A 16,482-nucleotide genomic window follows, 5' to 3' on the forward strand; every position below is an offset into this window, starting at 1 on the left:
TCCCGCCCCCACCAGCGCGAATGATCCGTCAGGCCGCCAAGCTCGGACCAAACGCGCGTTCGTACCAATGGCAGCTGATCTCGCGGCTGATACCGATGCGGGCGGCGAGACGCTCGCGGAGATCTGCTTCCATCGGCCAGAGGCCAACGGCGACGGCGCTGCGGCCCTCACCTTCCTGGCCGAGGATTTCCGGGATCCAGCCGAGGCGGCGGTAGACCAGGGTCATCCGCGCATCGAAGACACCGACCGAATGGGTCAGGCCCGAGGCCACGCCGAATTCGGCCCCGGCCAGCATCAGCGCCCCGGCCACCTTGCTGTCGGCGCGCGGCGACAGGCAGAACCGGGTGCATTCCCAGATCAGCGGGCTCTGGATCGCCACGCCATCGGTCAGGTGCAGGAAGTGATCATTGATCATGGTCGGCCCGGTGGTCGGCAGGATCCGCATGGATCCGCCATGGGTGCCATCGGGCAGTTCATAGATCACATAGATCGGATTGACGGCATCGTACTCGTCGCGCTCAAAGCCATTCGCGTCCACGGTGACGTCCCATTTGAGGCGCACGGAGAACTGTTCAGCCCGATCCCGGAACATGGTGTCACGGAGACGGGGGTAAGCGTTAAGCTGGTCTGCGTAGATGAAACGGATCATGGGGGCGGCCCTCTTGTTGCGAAAACGAGAGGAAGCTACGCCCGGACCTGGTTAAGGATTTCCTAGCGGTCGCAGGCAAAAAAATCCTGCACATAGGGGTATTTAGACGACGATCAGCCCCCTGATCATCGCCCGCGCAACAGCGTGAGTGGTGTTGGCCGCGCCCAGTTTGAACCGCGCGCTTTCGATGTAAACCCTTAGAGTATGCTCGGAAATCTTCAGCTTGTCGGCGACCTGGCCACGGCTCAATCCGTTGGCCAGATGTGTGAGCGCATCTGATTCCCTGGGCGACAGGGGCTTCATGGGTGGATTTATATCTTCTTCGAGCTCCAATGCGCGCTGATTGATGAAATGCGCGGCAAGGATGAAGGTCTGCAGGTACTCCTTACGGTATGATTCCCAGCCTGAGTCGCTGGCCTTGTTGTTAACCGAGAAGACCGCGAACTGTCCGTTCGGGCCCCGGATCGGCACCGAGAGGCCTTGGTTCCCCACCCCGGTCTGAAGCGCCTCTCCCATGAACTCCCGGGCCGCTTTGGGAGACCAGTCGAGCTGCTTCCAGTCTACGGGGTTGAACCTCTGATACGTGCCTTTGATCACTGGATCGACGCGGGCGTAATCTTGTTCGATGTACCGTTTCACCCAGGGGGCATCGTAGGTCATCGCGCCGTATTTGTTCCCGCTGGCGTCGAGGCAGTGATAGGCGAAGTTCTCGACCTCTAGCTCATCACGCAAGGTGAAGAGCCGTGCCTGCACGTCATCAAGCGATCTTGCCGCCTGCAAATCCTCCAGAAACGATTCCAACCCGCGGGGCATGTCTCTCCAAAGCGTTGGGTTCGTCCTCGGTCGATTGAGCCAATTCCGTGGCCGCCACCAGCATGGTGTCGTCCAGTTGTTCAGCCAATGAAGTCAGGCCGTTTTGAAGGGCAAAACTCCGGAGATCCGCGAGAACATCAACAATCCAGTCTTGTGCCATGAGTGTTTCTTTCCAAAGGTTAACGAAACATTAACACAACTATAGCACGAGGGATTTGCCCCCGGTATTCGCGAAAAAAACCTCCCCAGAAATAGTGAGGGGCGCGAATCTAAGTGCTTGAATGCCTTGAAACGACTGGATTGGGTCAAAAGCAAAGGCTCGCAGCACTGGTTGTGCCGCGAGCCTTTCATTGATTCGTTAAGAAGAAGTTAGGCCGATTTACTCGCCTCTAGCGTGTCCTCAAACGTCCGCAGGCCGGTCCGCGGCGCCTGCACCAGCACGCTCATATTGCCCGGCTTGTGCTCGTTGCGCAGCATCTTCATATGCGCCTCCGGCAGCTCCGCCCAGGGGAAGACCTCGGACATGCACGGATCGAGCCGCCGCTCCAGCATCAGCTTGTTGGCCGAGGAGGCCTGCTTGAGATGCGCGAAGTGCGAGCCCTGCAGACGCTTCTGGTGCATCCACATGTAGCGCACGTCGAAGGTGCAGTTGAAGCCGGTGGTGCCCGCGCAGATCACGACCATGCCGCCCTTCTTGCAGACCAAGGTCGAGACCGGGAAGGTGCTCTCGCCCGGGTGCTCGAAGACCATGTCCACATTCACACCCTTGCCGGTGATGTCCCAGATCGCCTTGCCGAACTTCCGCGCCTCGGTGAACCACTCCTTATACTCAGGCGTGTTCACGGTGGGCAGCTGCCCCCAGCAGTTGAAGTCCTTGCGGTTGATCGCGCCCTTGGCCCCAAGGCCCATGACGAAGTCGCGCTTGTCCTCATCCGAGATCACGGCGATCGCATTTGCGCCTGCAGTGTTGATCAGCTGGATCGCATAGGAGCCGAGACCGCCCGACGCGCCCCAGACCAGCACGTTCTGGCCCGGCTTGAGGTCATGGGGCTCGTGCCCGAACAGCATCCGATAGGCCGTGGCCAGGGTCAGCGTGTAGCACGCGCTCTCTTCCCAGCTCAGGTGCTTGGGACGCGCCATGAGCTGCTGAGACTGCACGCGGGTGAACTGCGAGAACGACCCGTCCGGCGTCTCATAGCCCCAGATCCGCTGGCTGGACGAATACATCGGATCGCCGCCATTGCACTCTTCATCATCGCCATCGTCCTGGTTGCAATGCACAACCACCTCGTCGCCCACTTTCCAGCGGGTGACCTTGTCGCCCACGGCCCAGACGATGCCCGAAGCATCGGAGCCGGCAATGTGATAGGGCTGCTTGTGGCCGTCAAAGGGGCTGATCGGCTGGCCGAGCGCGGCCCAGACACCGTTATAGTTCACGCCCGCGGCCATCACGAGCACCAGCACCTCGTTGCTGTCGAGGGTCGGAACATCGACCACTTCCTGCAGCATCGCCTCGGTGGGCTCCCCGTGACGCTCGCGGCGGATCGCCCAAGCGTACATCTGCTTGGGCACATAGCCCAGCGGGGGCATCTCGCCCAGTTCATACAGGTCCTTCTCCGGTGCGTCGTAGGACACAAGGGATTGATCTACATCCAGCGCCATCTGGGCCTCCTCGTAAAAAACGGTTTCCGCAGCGCAGAATCAAATTGCTGCAGTGCTCACGAGGGGAATATGGGGCGCGCCGCAACATTGCAAACGAAAAACGTCTGGTTTGTGAAATTTTATGTCGCAGCCGCGAATTTTTCTGTCTCTGTAGGGGGGCTTGGCGGGCTTTGTGAACCTTTGGGCACCGTGCGGGCATAATACTCCAGGATCTGCACCGCAGCAGAGGGCACCTCGATCCGCCCCGCCGTCTCGCGCACAAAGCCCCGGCGGCGCAGCACCTTCAGCCCGTCCTCCGCCTTCAGGTCGGGGGGCAGCCGGTCCTCGATCAGGGGGCTCGCGGGCTGCACCGCACTGCGCGCGGCAAAGAGCCGGTCGAGATCCTCCCGCGCGATCCCCTCGGGATGGGCCAGCAGGATATCGGCCACCAACGGCACCGGCAGAAGCGGCACCGCAGCCCCCACCCGGGTCATCAGCTCCTGCCCCAGATCCTCGACGGTGCCGCCCGCCAGATAGGCCGCCCGCATGGACAGCGGCGCGCCAAAACTCACCCCCGCATAGCCGAACCGCTGCCGCCCGCGCAGGATCGGCCAGATCTCCGGCAGCACCGCGCCCAGAACCCGGCCCCAGGCCAGCTTGAACCGGCCCTCGGGGCGCGCGGCGACCAGCGAGGCATCCTCGAACACCCGGTCATAGTTCAGCCCCACGGGCAGAAAGACCACATCCGCCCCCGTCTCTGGATCGAACCCGTCCCAGAGATAGCTCAGCAGGCCCAACTTCGGCGGCCCCAGATGTCCGGACCGCGACAGCCCGCCCTCGGGGAAGATCGCCTGGGTCACCTTGGCCTCCCGCGCCATCTGGACATAGCGCGCCAGAACCGCCCGATAGAGCGGGTTGAGCTTGCGCCGCCGGATGAAATACGCGCCTGAGGCCCGGACCAGCCAGTTCAGCGGCCAGATCCGCGCCCATTCGCCCACCGCATAGGACAGGGTCGTGTTCTCGGCCACAAGCCACGTGACCAGCACGTAATCCATGTTGGACCGGTGGTTCATGACAAAAACCACGGTCGCCTCCGGGTCGATCCCCGCGACCGAGACATCCACCCGCTCGATCCGCACCCGGTAAAGCGCCCGGGTCAGCCAGCGTCCGACCCGGATTGCAAAGCCGAAATAGGTGGCCGTCGAAAACCCCGGCACGATCTCGCGCGCATAGCCACGGGCCTTTTCAAAGGCCACATCCTCGCGCACGCCCTCGGCCTTGGCATAGGCCACCACCGCCTCAATCACCTTGGGATCATAGAGCAGCCGGTTGATATTATCCGCCCGCCGCATGAGCTTGAACGGCTCGATGGGCCGCGCGAGCCGCGTGTTGAGCCGCGCCACCGCCCGTTCGAACCGGCGGCGAATGAACCAGCGCACCGAAGGGAAGAGGAAATGCGAGGCAAAGGTCACCGCCGCGAAGAGGATGACCAACACAAAGAGCCATAGGGGGACCGCAATCGTCTCCGTCATGGGGCCAGCTTGGGCCATGCGGCGCAACGGGTCCAGAAAAAGCCGACCGCCCCCGCTCGCAGGGCCCGGCGGTTCCCGTTGCCGCAGCACGGGACTGAACAGGGGACAAGCGGGCCGCGATCCGGTAAAACCGGGCCGGGTCGCGCGTGGCTTTCTGCGTGCGCTCTGTTGCGTTGCAGCGAATTGACACGGACATAAAGTTTCCGTAGAACCCAGCCAAACGCAAGATCATTGCGGCAAGTGATTCACGAGGATGTTGATGACCGAGATCAAGAAAGACCGCCCCTGGCTGTTTCGGACCTATGCGGGCCATTCCACGGCCGAAGCCTCCAACGCGCTCTATCGCGGCAACCTCGCCAAGGGGCAGACCGGTCTTTCCGTGGCCTTCGACCTGCCGACCCAGACCGGCTATGACAGCGACCATGTCCTGAGCCGGGGCGAAGTGGGCAAGGTCGGCGTGCCGGTGGCGCATCTGGGCGATATGCGCGCGCTCTTCAAGGACATCCCCCTTGATCAGATGAACACCTCGATGACGATCAACGCGACCGCGCCCTGGCTGCTGTCGCTCTACATCGCCGTAGCCGAGGAACAGGGCGCCGATGTCTCCAAGCTGCAGGGCACGGTGCAGAACGACATCATCAAGGAATATCTCAGCCGCGGCACCTATATCTGCCCGCCCAAGCCGAGCCTGCGGATGATCACCGACGTGGCCGCCTATACGCGCGAGCATCTGCCCAAATGGAACCCGATGAACGTGTGTTCCTACCACCTGCAGGAGGCGGGTGCGACGCCCGAGCAGGAGCTCGCCTTCGCACTTGCCACCGCCACCGCCGTGCTGGATGATCTCAAGGACAAGGTTCCGGCCGAGCATTTCCCGGCCATGGTGGGCCGCATCTCGTTCTTCGTGAATGCAGGCATCCGCTTCGTGACCGAGATGTGCAAGATGCGCGCCTTTGTCGAGCTCTGGGACGAGATCTGCCGCGAGCGCTATGGCGTCGAGGACCCCAAATTCCGCCGCTTCCGCTACGGGGTGCAGGTGAACTCCCTCGGCCTGACCGAGCAGCAGCCCGAGAACAACGTCTACCGCATCCTGATCGAGATGCTGGCCGTCACCCTGTCGAAAAACGCCCGCGCCCGCGCTGTGCAGCTCCCGGCCTGGAACGAAGCGCTCGGTCTGCCCCGCCCCTGGGACCAGCAATGGTCCCTGCGCATGCAGCAGATCATGGCGCTGGAAACCGACCTTCTGGAATATGATGACCTCTTTGACGGCAACCCGGCGGTGGACCGCAAGGTCGCCGAGCTGAAGGAAGGCGCGCGCGCCGAGCTCGCCACCATCGACGGGATGGGCGGCGCCGTGGCCGCGATCGAATACATGAAGTCCCGTCTGGTGGAGGCGAATTCCGACCGCCTCGGCCGGATCGAGATCGGCGAGACCACCGTGGTCGGCGTGAACAAGTACCAGCAGGGCGAGCCCTCGCCGCTGGTGGATGCCGATGGCGGCATCATGGTCGTCGACCCCGCCGTCGAAGCCGACCAGATCCAACGCCTTGAGGCCTGGCGCGCCGCCCGCGACGAAGACGCCGCGCAAAAGGCGCTGGCCGACCTGCGCGAGGCCGCCATGTCCGGCGTCAACGTGATGCCCGCCTCCATCGCCGCCGCCAAGGCCGGCGTCACCACGGGCGAATGGGGGCTTGAGATCCGCAAGTCTTTCGGCGAGTACCGCGCACCCACCGGCGTGTCGTCGAACCCCTCGAACCGCACCGAAGGTCTGGACGAGATCCGCGACGCGGTCTCTGCCGTCTCCACCAAGCTGGGCCGCAAGCTCAAGTTCCTCGTGGGCAAGCCCGGCCTCGACGGCCACTCCAACGGCGCCGAGCAGATCGCCGCCCGGGCCCGCGATTGCGGCATGGACATCACCTATGAAGGCATCCGCCTGACGCCCGAGGAAATCGTCAAAGCCGCCCGCGAGCAGGACGCCCATGTGGTCGGCCTGTCGATCCTGTCGGGCTCCCACATCCCCCTGATCGAAGAGCTCATGGGCCGGATGCGCGACGAAGCCCTCACCCATATCCCGGTGGTCGTAGGCGGCATCATCCCCGACGATGATGCAGACCGGCTCCGCGCCATGGGCGTGGCCAAGGTCTATACCCCCAAGGATTTCGAGCTGAACCGGATCATGTTCGACATCGTCGGCCTCGTGGACGCACAGCCTGTCGCGGCGGAGTAACGCGGGCGGCCTGCGGGCCCCCGCCCCTAGTCTTCTAGGATCTCGATCAGCTCCTCATAGGCATAGCTCTGCTGGACCACGATCTCGGTCTCCGGTTCGAAATCGCCGTCCATCGGCAGGCAACCGACACCGCAGATCTGGCTGGCGATCATCTCCGAGCTGTCCACATACCACATCCGCCCGCCCGGCGTGGCGATATAGCCGTCCACCCCGTCCTCTTCATCGGCCTCCATGTCATCGCCACTGGGGATCTCGGACCACGCATTGGGGTCATAGCCCCCATGGGTGTGATAGGAGGCCACCGGGTCGAAATCCTCGGGCCAGTCCGGCGCGCAACTGTCCGACCGGCCCCGTTGCGCCTTGGTCGCCACCAGATCCCCGTCATCGGTGTAGCCCACATAGCCGCAATACTCGCGATTCTTGCGGATCGACTTGACCTGCAGCTCCGCAAACAGCGCCCGCATGAAGGCGATCTCGTCGCTCTCGGCCACCGCCATACCCCCAGGCAGCGCCAGAACACCCCCGACCAATGCGGCACGGAACAAATCTCTCGGCATGGGACACGCACTCCTTATACTGGTCCGAACCCTAGCCCCCAACGCGCCCCGCGCAAAGGATCTCTCATGCGCTCTGCCCTCGCCTCGCTTGCCCTCGCCCTGCTCACCGCCAGCGCCGCCCCGGCGCAGGACCTGCCCGCCGCGCTGCAGGCCGAGATCGAGACCGCCCGCACCGATTGCGCGGCTTTCGAGAACGGCACGCTCGAGGTCCCATGGGAGGCCACGACCCGGACCGACCTGACCGGGGACGGCACCATGGATCTGGTCCTCGATCTGGGCAAGCTGCGCTGCTCCAGCTCCGCGAGCCTCTATTGCGGGACCGGGGGCTGCTCGGTCCTGTTCGCGGTGGGCGAGACGGTGACGCGGCGCCTCTCCAAAGGCTGGAGCGTCGAGCGTCTGGGCCCCATGACCGTGGTGCTGAACCAGCGCCATGGCAGCGATTGCGGCGGCACCAACCTGCGGCCTTGCGTCGAGGCCATGGTCTGGGACCCCGCTGAGAGCCGGTTCTCCAGCCTCGCCGAGTAAAGACAGGTTAACCGGATCTGACCCCGGCGCGCGCCGGTGCCCGACACTTGCCCGACACATGTCCGACAGGGAGCCGACAGGAGGCCGACCGGGTCAGGCAGCGCTTTCCGCCGCCCGCGCGCCCGCTATACTGAGGCGCAAACAGGGAGCTTTCCATGACCGTCCATATCGGAGCCAAACCCGGCGAGATCGCCGAAACCGTCCTCATGCCCGGTGATCCGCTGCGCGCGAAATGGGCCGCCGAAACCTATCTCGACGACCCGGTCTGCGTGAACGAAGTGCGGGGCATGTTGGGCTTCACCGGCACCTGGCGCGGCAACCGCGTGACCATCCACGGCTCCGGCATGGGCATGCCCAGCCTGTCGATCTATGCCAATGAGCTGATCCAGGAATATGGCGCACAAACCCTGATCCGCATCGGCTCCACCGGCGCGATGCAGGAGCATGTGGCCCTGCGCGATGTCATTCTCGCCATGACCTGCTCGTCAATCTCGACCCCGTCCAGCGGCATCTTCCGCGAGCTGAACTACGCACCCTGCGCCGATTGGAGCCTGCTCAAGGCCGCCGAGGCGGCCGCCCTGGCCAAGGGCACCAAGGTTCACGTGGGCGGGATCTATTCGTCAGATGTGTTCTATGACGAACGCCCCGATCTGAACGAAGAGATGACCCGTCACGGCGTCCTCGCCGTGGAAATGGAGGCCGCCGAGCTCTATACTCTCGCCGCCCGGTATGGCCGCCGGGCCCTCGCCGTGCTGACCGTGTCGGACCATCTGATCACCGAAGAGGCCCTGCCCTCCGCCGATCGGCAGTCAAGCTTCGGGGACATGGTCGAGATCGCGCTGCACGCCGCCTTCGACGCAGACTAGCCCGGGATAACCACCTGAGCTGAAACAGAAACAGCCCTGCGCAATCGCAGGGCTGTTCTGCTGTGCCACCGGCGGGAGTGCCCGGTCGCGCGCGTGGCTTAGCCCGCCTTGGCCTTGCGCCGACGCCAGCTCATGGCACCCAGTGTCCCCAGGGCCGAAAGCGTCAGGAGCGCCGGTGCCGGCAGCGGCACGGGCGGGATCGGTGCCAGACCCGTGGCCGTGAAGGCCGCCGCATCCGGGTTGCCCCCCACCGCCGCGAAGATCCCTGTCAGCTGCTGACCATCCGAGAAATTGATCGCCGCCGTGGCCCCGATCATCTCGTTGCCGAGCACGGTCGGCGTCGGCGCATTGGGATCGGCCGGATCCACATCGAGCAGGAAGCTGAACGTCTCGCCCGCATCGAAATTGTTGAACAGGATGTCGAGCGTGGTGCCACCATCGACAACCGTGCTCCCGGTCAGGCCGGTCGTGACATCCGTCCCCCCGGTCGCCGCAAAGGCCGTCCCGCCAGAGCCATTGCCCGGCGCACCGCCATCGACAGGGTCAAAGACCAGCGCCGTGCCACTCAGATCAATGGAGAAGGCCGTGATCATCTCGCCCGCATCGGAGGTGTTGGTGAAGGAATACGGCTGGCTGAACGTATCGCCATCGATCAGGAAACTCAGTGATGGAATAGCCAGTGCCGGAAGAGGTGTCATGACAAAGGCGGCAACAAGGATTGGCTTCAATTTAGGAAACATTGTGAACCTCAAAGATTTGGCGCGAAACAAAAGCACCACGTTAAAAAAACAGCCCGAAAGCGTGAACAATACAGCCCCAAGCCCTTCAATGTTATCACAATGCCCGTTTTTCAGCCAACAATCTTTTCGTTTTGCGAATATCTCACTGATTTCTTAGGCATATTTTAGGCATCTTTTGATCGCCAGTGACAGCAACGGCGCCACATGCCGCGCAGCGCCAATCCTGAGAGCCGCGGCGCCGCCAGCGGCACATCCGCGTGCGTCGGGTCCGCATGAGGTACATCAGCAGAAAGACGATCAGGATCGCGATTGGAAACAATGCCATAGGTGTCGCCCAAGCTCAGGTGCCACCCGCCGTCCCATCGCGCCCTCTGGAAAGGTCTCGGGATGCGGGCCGCCAGGTGGTCTGGTCAAACGCAAACAGGCAGACCTTAAAGGCCTGCCTGTCCGGAACGCGTCGATGAGACAGGTCTCAGACCTGACGTTCGACCATCATCTTCTTGATCGCGCCGATGGCCTTGGCCGGGTTCAGCCCCTTGGGGCAGGTCTTGGCACAATTCATGATCGTGTGGCAGCGATAGAGCTTGAAGGGATCCTCCAGGTCATCCAGACGCTCGCCCGTGGCCTCGTCGCGGCTGTCGATGATCCAGCGATAGGCGTGCAGCAGCGCGGCCGGCCCAAGATAGCGGTCCCCGTTCCACCAATAGCTCGGGCAGGAGGTGGAGCAGGACGCGCACATCACGCATTCATACAGCCCGTCGAGCTTCTTGCGGTCCTCGATGGACTGCCGCCACTCGGTGGCCGGCCGGTTTGTCTTGGTCTCGAGCCAAGGCATGATCGACGCGTGCTGGGCATAGAAATGGGTCAGGTCAGGGATCAGGTCCTTGACCACCGGCATATGCGGCAGCGGATAGATCTTCACGTCGCCCTTGATCTCGTCCATCCCGTAAATACAGGCCAGCGTGTTCCCGCCATCAATGTTCATCGCGCAGGACCCGCAGATCCCTTCGCGGCAGGAGCGGCGGAAGGTCAGCGTCGGATCGATCTCGTTCTTGATCTTGATCAGCGCGTCCAGAACCATCGGCCCGCAAGTGTCCATGTCCACCCAATAGGTGTCCACGCGCGGGTTTTCACCGCTATCGGGATCGTAGCGATAGATCTGGAACTTGCGCAGGTTCGTCGCCCCATCGGGCTTGGGCCAGGTTTTGCCCACGCGGATCGTCGAATTCTTCGGCAGGGTCAGTTGTACCATAGGGTTATCCTCACATTGCGGACCGACCACTCCGAGGTGCGTGGCAACAAGTCCTTACCAGAGTTTGAATGTTCTTGGGGACAGAATTCCATCGTATCAATTCCCCATAACATCGAGAATCGACCGCGCGCGACAGTCAAAGCTGTGATTGGCCTGCACATGCTCCGCCAATTCTTCGCGGTTTTGCTCCGCATCCTGACGCGCGGCCTCAAGTTGAGCCGCAAAGGTCGTTGCTGTGTACAGGCGCATATACGGAGCAAGATCTGTCGGAAGGCCAGACATCTGCTCGTTCAGCAACGGGCGTCCGCAGGCCAGAACGTCGAAAGCACGATTGGACAGGAACCCATGCGTTTTCATGTCCGCGGTGTGATCATTCAGCACGACGCGGGCGGCGCCGTAGTGCTTGCCAATGTCACTATAGTCAATGGAGCGTCCGCGCAGCACGCCTTCGGGAAGCTTACCCTCCCAGCCCCGTCCCCAAACCGCCAGCTCAGCACCGGCATTGAGCGCATACTCAACCACCGGACGTGGTGCGTAGTCTCGACGGTTGCCCACAAAAAGCACATTGGTGGCAAACCGAGGCTCCGCCTGCGCTGTGTTGCAGATTTCGGGATCTGTGCATTGCGGCAAGTAGCTTGCAGGGAGGCCACGCTCGGCCAGCATGTCAGCAAACCCCCTGGATGCGACGAAAATGTGCTCGGCCTCTGACAACTCCGCTTCCGTCAAACTGTCTGGTTGCGAAATGACCCAAAGGAAGAACGGGCGCTTTGATAGCGCGCGGTAGGGATGACTTCCGCGAATGACCAAATCGATTTCGCGTCGGAACGACAGCCGGCTGGGGACGTGCAGGCGTCCCTTCCGCTTTGCCCGACTGAGAAACTCAAACCTGATATCGCGTCCAGCTCGCGTGAGCGCCCTGCCGAGCGCTGACGCGAAAAACCAGTCCCCCCAACTGCGACCGGGCCGCGGCCGCGGGCAGGGTAAGAGCAAGCGTATGGGCATGGCCGTCGTCATTGGGGCAACCGAAAAAGACGTTTGAGGCGTCGGCGGCGTTGTCTCCGTCGGTCAAGTTTCTGGGAGTCTCTCCAAGACGTCAGGAAATCCCTGCGCGCAGTCTCTGCCAATGCGCGCTCCTCCTCCAAGCGGGCCTTCCACTCCGCTCCGGCCAGTTTTGAGAACGCAACTTCACTCCTCATCTCATCTGCCGCGAGTATCTCAGCCCGCTTAAGAACAGATGTAAGCAGCGGGTCGAGAAAGAAGCGGCTGCGCAATTCCTCTGGCATCCCGACGGCAAACCGATCCGCTTCGGCAAATCCCGAGAGCAATTCTGCGGCCAGCACCTCGGCTTCGCGTGGGTTGCGCATACATCGGCCAGAGAAGTTTGCCTCCGCCGCAGCCTCGAAATTGTCGTGCGATAACCAGCCTGGCCCCCCAAATCGGTCGTAGCAGAACACGGGCACCCGGGCGGCCAACGCGTATTGCACAGTCTTCCCAATGGAAACGACCGCGTCTATTCCATCGAAATCTGTGGGGGAAATCCGTCGGGGCGTATCCTTGCGCCCCACTCTTACTACCGCGACCCCGGCCTTCTCCAGATGGCGCAAAGCATGGCGCATCTCTGTCGGTACGTGGTTTGACACGCACAACAGTCGGCGCAACGCTTCACGGGGCGGGCGTTCCCCCCGTTGAAAGCTCGCCGGTGCCGGATTTGGAAAAACCTCTGCCCTGGCTTCGAGGTCAGGGTCATGGTTCACAAGCGCTGAGCGGGTCTCCGGGCTGTTTGTCAGGATGATATCGCCAAAGGCTTTTTCGAAATGTGGCCCTGGCACTTCGAGCGGAGCGTATGGAGACAGATGATTAAAAACAAAAACCGGGAAAGCGCCACGCTTTGGAACGGGCTTTTCGAATAAGCGTGCAAACACCGAGTGCTGGCAGTAGACGAGATCGTGCTGCCATAGGTTCACATCCTCCGGCCTATCCGTAACTGTGACCCCCCGCTCCAGAAGGGGGCCAGCAAGTTCTGAGGATATGGCATTAGTAAACAAGGTTACGTCAAAGCCCCGATCACGAAAAGCTTCGGCAAATTCCGTCGCAACCATTTCCGAACCTGCCCAACGGGCAAACTGGTTGGTCGCAATGAGGACGGAACAAAGCGTCATGTCTCACAGCAAACGGATTGCTGCACCAGATGTCTGGGCAGTCCGACAAGTGGCAGCACACGTCATGAACTTACGGGCCAAAGCGCGCACCGCAGGTTTCGATGCGCGCAATTGGAAGACGCATGCCCTTGGACACTCATCTTTAGTAGACCCGGGCCTTCGGCGCGATCTTCTTGAGGTCGATGCCGCCCTCGTTATGCCCCAGAAGCGGGTTGAGGTGCACGGGACGTGTGTCCAGGTCCACTTTGCCGTTCACATAGGACAGGGAGTGGACGCGCCAGTTCTCGTCGTCGCGATCCGCGTAATCCTCATGGGCGTGGGCGCCACGGCTCTCCTTGCGGGCCTCGGCGGAAACGATGGTCGCCAGCGCGTTCGGCATCAGGTTGGTGAGCTCGAGCGTCTCCATGAGGTCGGAATTCCAGACCATTGAGCGGTCGGTGACCTGGATGTCATCGACCTTGCCCGCCACGCCGTACATCTTCTCGACACCCTCGGCGAGGGTCTTGTCGGTGCGGAAGACGGCCGCGTCGGCCTGCATGGTTTTCTGCATCTCGAGGCGCAGCTCGGCGGTCGAGACCGTGCCTTTGGCATGACGCAGACCGTCGAAGCGCCCGAGGGCCGCATCCACGGAAGACTGGTTGAGGGTCGGGTTGGCGGAGTTCGGATCCACCACCTGGCCCGCCTTGATCGCCGCCGCACGGCCGAAGACCACGAGGTCGATCAGGGAGTTGGAGCCGAGGCGGTTCGCCCCATGCACCGAGGCGCAGCCCGCCTCGCCCACGGCCATCAGGCCCGGCGCGATCCGGTCGGGCTCGTCGGCGGTCGGGTTCAGCACTTCACCCCAGTAGTTCGTGGGAATGCCGCCCATGTTGTAATGCACCGTGGGCAGAACCGGGATCGGCTCCTTGTTCACATCCACACCTGCAAAGATCCGCGCGCTTTCGGAGATGCCCGGCAGACGCTCGGCCAGGGTATCCGGCGGCAGGTGGTTCAGGTGCAAATGGATATGGTCGCCCTCGGCGCCCACACCGCGGCCTTCGCGGATCTCCATGGTCATGCAGCGTGAGACCACATCGCGCGAGGCGAGGTCCTTGTAGGTCGGCGCGTAGCGCTCCATGAAGCGCTCGCCTTCGGAGTTGGTCAGATAACCGCCTTCGCCGCGCGCGCCTTCGGTGATCAGGCAGCCTGCGCCGTAAATCCCGGTCGGGTGGAACTGCACGAACTCCATGTCCTGCAGGGGCAGACCCTGCCGCGCGACCATGCCGCCTCCGTCACCGGTGCAGGTATGGGCCGACGTGGCCGAGAAATAGGCCCGGCCATAGCCGCCCGTGGCCAGCACGGTCATCTTGGCGTTAAACACGTGGATCGTGCCATCGTCGAGCTTCCAGCAGACCACGCCCTGACACTGCCCGTCTTCGGACATGATCAGATCGATGGCGAAGTACTCGATGAAGAACTCGGCGTTGTTCTTGAGCGACTGACCATAGAGCGTGTGCAGGATCGCGTGGCCGGTCCGGTCCGCAGCAGCACAGGTGCGCTGCACCGGCGGGCCTTCGCCGAACTCGGTGGTGTGGCCGCCGAAGGGACGCTGATAGATCTTGCCCTCTTCGGTGCGCGAGAAGGGCACGCCGTAATGTTCCAGCTCGTAGACCGCCTTGGGGGCTTCGCGGGCGAGATATTCCATCGCGTCCGTATCGCCGAGCCAGTCGGAGCCCTTGACGGTGTCATACATGTGCCACTGCCAGTGGTCCGGGCCCATATTGCTCAGGCTCGCGGCGATGCCCCCCTGGGCCGCCACCGTGTGGGAGCGGGTCGGAAACACCTTGGAGATACAGGCCGTGCGCAGCCCTTGCTCAGCCATGCCGAGCGTCGCGCGGAGGCCAGCGCCCCCGGCCCCGACGACCACGACGTCATAGTTATGCGTCTCGTATTCGTATGCAGACATTAAGGTCTCCTCGGGATCACAGGGCGAGCCGGGCAATGGCGAAGAGGCCAGTGGCCATCGCGCCGTAGCTCACGCAGGTCATTGCAATAATCAGCGCCTTCCGGGTCGTACCCTGGGCGTAGTCCTCGATCGCAACGGTCACGCCGTGGCGGAAATGGTCGAACCCCACCACCAGCATCAGCGCGGTCACGATGGCCGGGAAGGGCCGCGAAAGATAGGCGATCACTTCTTCATAGGGTGCGCCGACGACGCTCCCGAAGGTGAAGAGGAAGAGCGGCACGAGGATCACGAGCCCGACGGAGCTCACCTGCATGTGCCAGTGATGTTCGGTCCCGGTCTTGGCAGAGCCCAGTCCGGCGGCGCGTTTGCGGTCGGTCATAAATGCCATATCAGCCTCCCTCAGAGCGCGATAACGGTGATCAGGGTGAGCACGACAGAGCCGCCGATCACCATGTATCCCATGGCGTAGGCATCCTTGAGCTCGAACCCGTAACCCGCATCCCAAACGAGATGCCGGATGCCCGCGAGGGCGTGGTACCAGAGCGCCCAGATCGAGCCGAAGAAGACCAGCTTGCCGAACCAGGAGGTCACGATCCCATCGACGAAGGCGAAGTATTCAGGACCCGCTGCAGCACCCAGCAACCACCAGACGCAGAGCAACGCCCCGACCAGCAATGCGTTGCCTGTGATCCGGGTCAGGATCGAGGTGACCGAGGTCAGCTCCGGCCGATAGATCTGAATATGCGGGGACAGGGGCCGGTCCCCCCGGTTCACGTCTGCCATAGCGGCACCTCATGCTTGTCCTGGCGAATGGGATCTTTGCAGATATGCATAAAGAGTTTTGAGGCCCTGTCACGGCCTGACACTGTCACGATCCGGGTTTCCGGCGCGGTTATTTGGCGCAACCAGAGGGATTCTGGCGATTTGTGATCACGCGCCACAAAAGTGTGATCACAATAAGCGCACCCCGCCCAAGCCCTGACCCAGAATCGGTTTTTTCCCGCCTTTTTCGCCACCTGCGCCAAGTTGTGGTCGGCAGATCCTGAATCCGTGCTACATTCTGTCGCAGAGAATATGGGATAAGGAGCCCCTGATGTCGATCACTCGCAGCTTTGCCCTCGCCCTTGTCGGCGCCGCGGCCTTCGCCACGATGACCCCGAGCCTCGCAATAGCGCAGTCTTACGAGAACCAGCTCAAGGCCCGGCAAGGCCAGTTCCGGCTGATTGCGCTGAATATTGGCGTGCTCGGCGGAATGGCCCGGGGGAACGTGCCCTATGACGCCGAGGCGGCCCAGGCCGCGGCGGACAATCTCGTCGCCGTTGCCTCGCTCCACCAGGGGGCGATGTGGCCGGAAGGATCGGACAGCATGAGCATCGACGGCACCCGCGCCATGCCCTCCATCTGGGAAGACAACGCGGATTTCCTGTCCAAGTGGCAGGACGTGGCCACGGCTGCCGAAGGTCTCGCCGCTGTCGCGGGCGATGGTCAAGCCGCGCTCGGCCCGGCGCTTGGGCCTCTGGGCGCGACCTGCAAGTCCTGCCACGAGGCGCATCGCGCGCCGGAAAGCTAAGCGCAG

Annotated in this window: 17 protein-coding genes; 4 read left to right on the forward strand and 13 right to left on the reverse strand. The window is 62.7% G+C overall.

The annotated features are described in order from the left end of the window. Nucleotides 1-28: 28 nt before the first annotated feature. The 5 genes from ACP15I_RS13725 to ACP15I_RS13745 form a co-directional block, all read right to left on the reverse strand. The gene (locus ACP15I_RS13725; protein WP_424965094.1) at nucleotides 29-649 is read right to left on the reverse strand and encodes an acyl-homoserine-lactone synthase; all 621 of its coding nucleotides are present in this window, start codon (nucleotides 647-649) and stop codon (nucleotides 29-31) included. A 102-nt stretch (nucleotides 650-751) separates the two neighbouring features. Then, nucleotides 752-1,450, reverse strand: a complete 699-nt coding sequence (locus tag ACP15I_RS13730; RefSeq protein ID WP_424965095.1) for a helix-turn-helix transcriptional regulator — start codon at nucleotides 1,448-1,450, stop codon at nucleotides 752-754. Next, a complete protein-coding gene (locus ACP15I_RS13735; RefSeq protein WP_424965096.1) occupies nucleotides 1,407-1,622 on the reverse strand; it encodes a hypothetical protein in 216 nt (71 codons plus the stop codon). The genes ACP15I_RS13730 and ACP15I_RS13735 overlap by 44 nt, the downstream gene beginning before the upstream one ends. Before the next feature lie 209 nt (nucleotides 1,623-1,831). Further along, complete coding sequence (ccrA, locus tag ACP15I_RS13740; RefSeq protein WP_424965097.1) at nucleotides 1,832-3,124, reverse strand: crotonyl-CoA carboxylase/reductase; 1,293 nt, start codon at nucleotides 3,122-3,124, stop codon at nucleotides 1,832-1,834. 119 nt (nucleotides 3,125-3,243) lie between these two features. After that, nucleotides 3,244-4,635: a 1-acyl-sn-glycerol-3-phosphate acyltransferase gene (locus ACP15I_RS13745; RefSeq protein ID WP_424965098.1), complete on the reverse strand. Its 1,392-nt coding sequence runs from the start codon at nucleotides 4,633-4,635 to the stop codon at nucleotides 3,244-3,246. Between the two features lie 253 nt (nucleotides 4,636-4,888). On the opposite strand from ACP15I_RS13745, the gene ACP15I_RS13750 reads away from it, so the two are divergent. After that, nucleotides 4,889-6,862 carry a protein meaA gene (locus ACP15I_RS13750; RefSeq protein ID WP_424975532.1) on the forward strand — a complete coding sequence of 658 codons (1,974 nt, stop codon included), beginning with the start codon at nucleotides 4,889-4,891 and terminating at the stop codon, nucleotides 6,860-6,862. Between the two features lie 26 nt (nucleotides 6,863-6,888). Here ACP15I_RS13750 and ACP15I_RS13755 read toward each other — a convergent pair whose 3' ends face one another. Then, nucleotides 6,889-7,419: a DUF4329 domain-containing protein gene (locus tag ACP15I_RS13755; protein WP_424975533.1), complete on the reverse strand. Its 531-nt coding sequence runs from the start codon at nucleotides 7,417-7,419 to the stop codon at nucleotides 6,889-6,891. A gap of 66 nt (nucleotides 7,420-7,485) precedes the next feature. Here ACP15I_RS13755 and ACP15I_RS13760 point away from each other — a divergent pair, with 66 nt between their 5' ends. Next, a complete protein-coding gene (locus ACP15I_RS13760; protein WP_424975534.1) occupies nucleotides 7,486-7,944 on the forward strand; it encodes a hypothetical protein in 459 nt (152 codons plus the stop codon). Nucleotides 7,945-8,099: 155 nt separating this feature from the next. Further along, entirely contained in the window at nucleotides 8,100-8,810 is a 711-nt protein-coding gene (deoD, locus tag ACP15I_RS13765) for a purine-nucleoside phosphorylase (RefSeq protein WP_424975535.1), read from the forward strand. Nucleotides 8,811-8,908: 98 nt separating this feature from the next. Here the strand turns inward: deoD and ACP15I_RS13770 are convergent, their stop codons facing one another. The 7 genes from ACP15I_RS13770 to sdhC all read right to left on the reverse strand — a co-directional run bounded on the left by ACP15I_RS13770 (nucleotide 8,909) and on the right by sdhC (nucleotide 15,689). Next, nucleotides 8,909-9,508, reverse strand: coding sequence for a hypothetical protein (locus ACP15I_RS13770; RefSeq protein WP_424975536.1), 600 nt, complete (start codon nucleotides 9,506-9,508; stop codon nucleotides 8,909-8,911). Between the two features lie 514 nt (nucleotides 9,509-10,022). Continuing rightward, nucleotides 10,023-10,802, reverse strand: a complete 780-nt coding sequence (locus ACP15I_RS13775) for a succinate dehydrogenase iron-sulfur subunit (protein ID WP_424965105.1) — start codon at nucleotides 10,800-10,802, stop codon at nucleotides 10,023-10,025. Between the two features lie 96 nt (nucleotides 10,803-10,898). Next, nucleotides 10,899-11,528, reverse strand: coding sequence for a glycosyltransferase family protein (locus tag ACP15I_RS13780; protein ID WP_424975537.1), 630 nt, complete (start codon nucleotides 11,526-11,528; stop codon nucleotides 10,899-10,901). A gap of 284 nt (nucleotides 11,529-11,812) precedes the next feature. Then, nucleotides 11,813-12,961 carry a hypothetical protein gene (locus tag ACP15I_RS13785; protein WP_424975538.1) on the reverse strand — a complete coding sequence of 383 codons (1,149 nt, stop codon included), beginning with the start codon at nucleotides 12,959-12,961 and terminating at the stop codon, nucleotides 11,813-11,815. Between the two features lie 142 nt (nucleotides 12,962-13,103). Beyond that, a complete protein-coding gene (gene sdhA / locus ACP15I_RS13790) occupies nucleotides 13,104-14,906 on the reverse strand; it encodes a succinate dehydrogenase flavoprotein subunit (RefSeq protein ID WP_424975539.1) in 1,803 nt (600 codons plus the stop codon). A gap of 16 nt (nucleotides 14,907-14,922) precedes the next feature. After that, on the reverse strand, nucleotides 14,923-15,294 hold the full coding sequence (sdhD, locus tag ACP15I_RS13795; protein ID WP_424965110.1) for a succinate dehydrogenase, hydrophobic membrane anchor protein: 372 nt from the start codon (nucleotides 15,292-15,294) through the stop codon (nucleotides 14,923-14,925). 11 nt (nucleotides 15,295-15,305) lie between these two features. Further along, a complete protein-coding gene (gene sdhC / locus ACP15I_RS13800; RefSeq protein WP_424965111.1) occupies nucleotides 15,306-15,689 on the reverse strand; it encodes a succinate dehydrogenase, cytochrome b556 subunit in 384 nt (127 codons plus the stop codon). 310 nt (nucleotides 15,690-15,999) lie between these two features. Here sdhC and ACP15I_RS13805 point away from each other — a divergent pair, with 310 nt between their 5' ends. Then, the gene (locus ACP15I_RS13805; protein WP_424965112.1) at nucleotides 16,000-16,476 is read left to right on the forward strand and encodes a c-type cytochrome; all 477 of its coding nucleotides are present in this window, start codon (nucleotides 16,000-16,002) and stop codon (nucleotides 16,474-16,476) included. Nucleotides 16,477-16,482 lie beyond the last annotated feature (6 nt).

Source organism: Dinoroseobacter sp. S124A, assembly GCF_049801015.1.
Taxonomy (GTDB): Bacteria; Pseudomonadota; Alphaproteobacteria; order Rhodobacterales; family Rhodobacteraceae; genus Dinoroseobacter.